Source organism: Streptomyces hainanensis, from assembly GCF_004348415.1.
GTDB classification, from domain to species: domain Bacteria; phylum Actinomycetota; class Actinomycetes; order Streptomycetales; family Streptomycetaceae; genus Streptomyces; species Streptomyces hainanensis.
The window spans coordinates 1-449 of the sequence record NZ_SMKI01000941.1 but is presented as its reverse complement, the minus strand read 5'-3'; the positions used below and the strand labels follow the sequence as shown (position 1 = coordinate 449).

Genomic DNA, 449 nt, shown 5'->3' with positions numbered 1-449 from the left:
GGATGGGGCGGACGGCCGGTTGGTGGTCACCAGGGGTCTGGAGACCGCCGCCGTCCTCGTCGGCTCGGCCCGGTGCGAGGTGCTGATCCTCGGCGGCCGGGTCCTGCCACTCAGCCACGGCCTGGTCGGGCCGCTGGTCGACCTGGCCCTGGAACGGCTCTCCTTCGAGGTGGCCTTCCTGGGCGCCGACGCCGTCGACCCGGCCCGCGGCGTGGGCGAGCCGACGCTGGAGGAGACCGCCGTCAAGGAACGCGTCGCGGCCCGGGCCCGGCGGGTGGTGGTGCTGGCCGACGCGACCAAGCTGGCCGTCCAGGACGCGCCGGCCTGGGCCCGGCTCCCGGCCGGCTGGACCCTGGTGACGGACGGCGGCGCGCCGCGGTCGACGGCGGAGCGGTGTGAGGTGGCGGGCGTGCGGCTGCTCTTGGCCGGGTGAGGGGTTTCCCCCACCC

General features: G+C 77.3%; 1 protein-coding gene. It reads left to right on the top strand.

Translation table 11 applies throughout. From position 1 onward, the window contains the following. The coding region (locus E1283_RS36885; protein ID WP_132822466.1) for a DeoR/GlpR family DNA-binding transcription regulator at nucleotides 1-433 on the top strand (433 nt) is incomplete at its 5' end. Nucleotides 434-449: the final 16 nt, after the last annotated feature.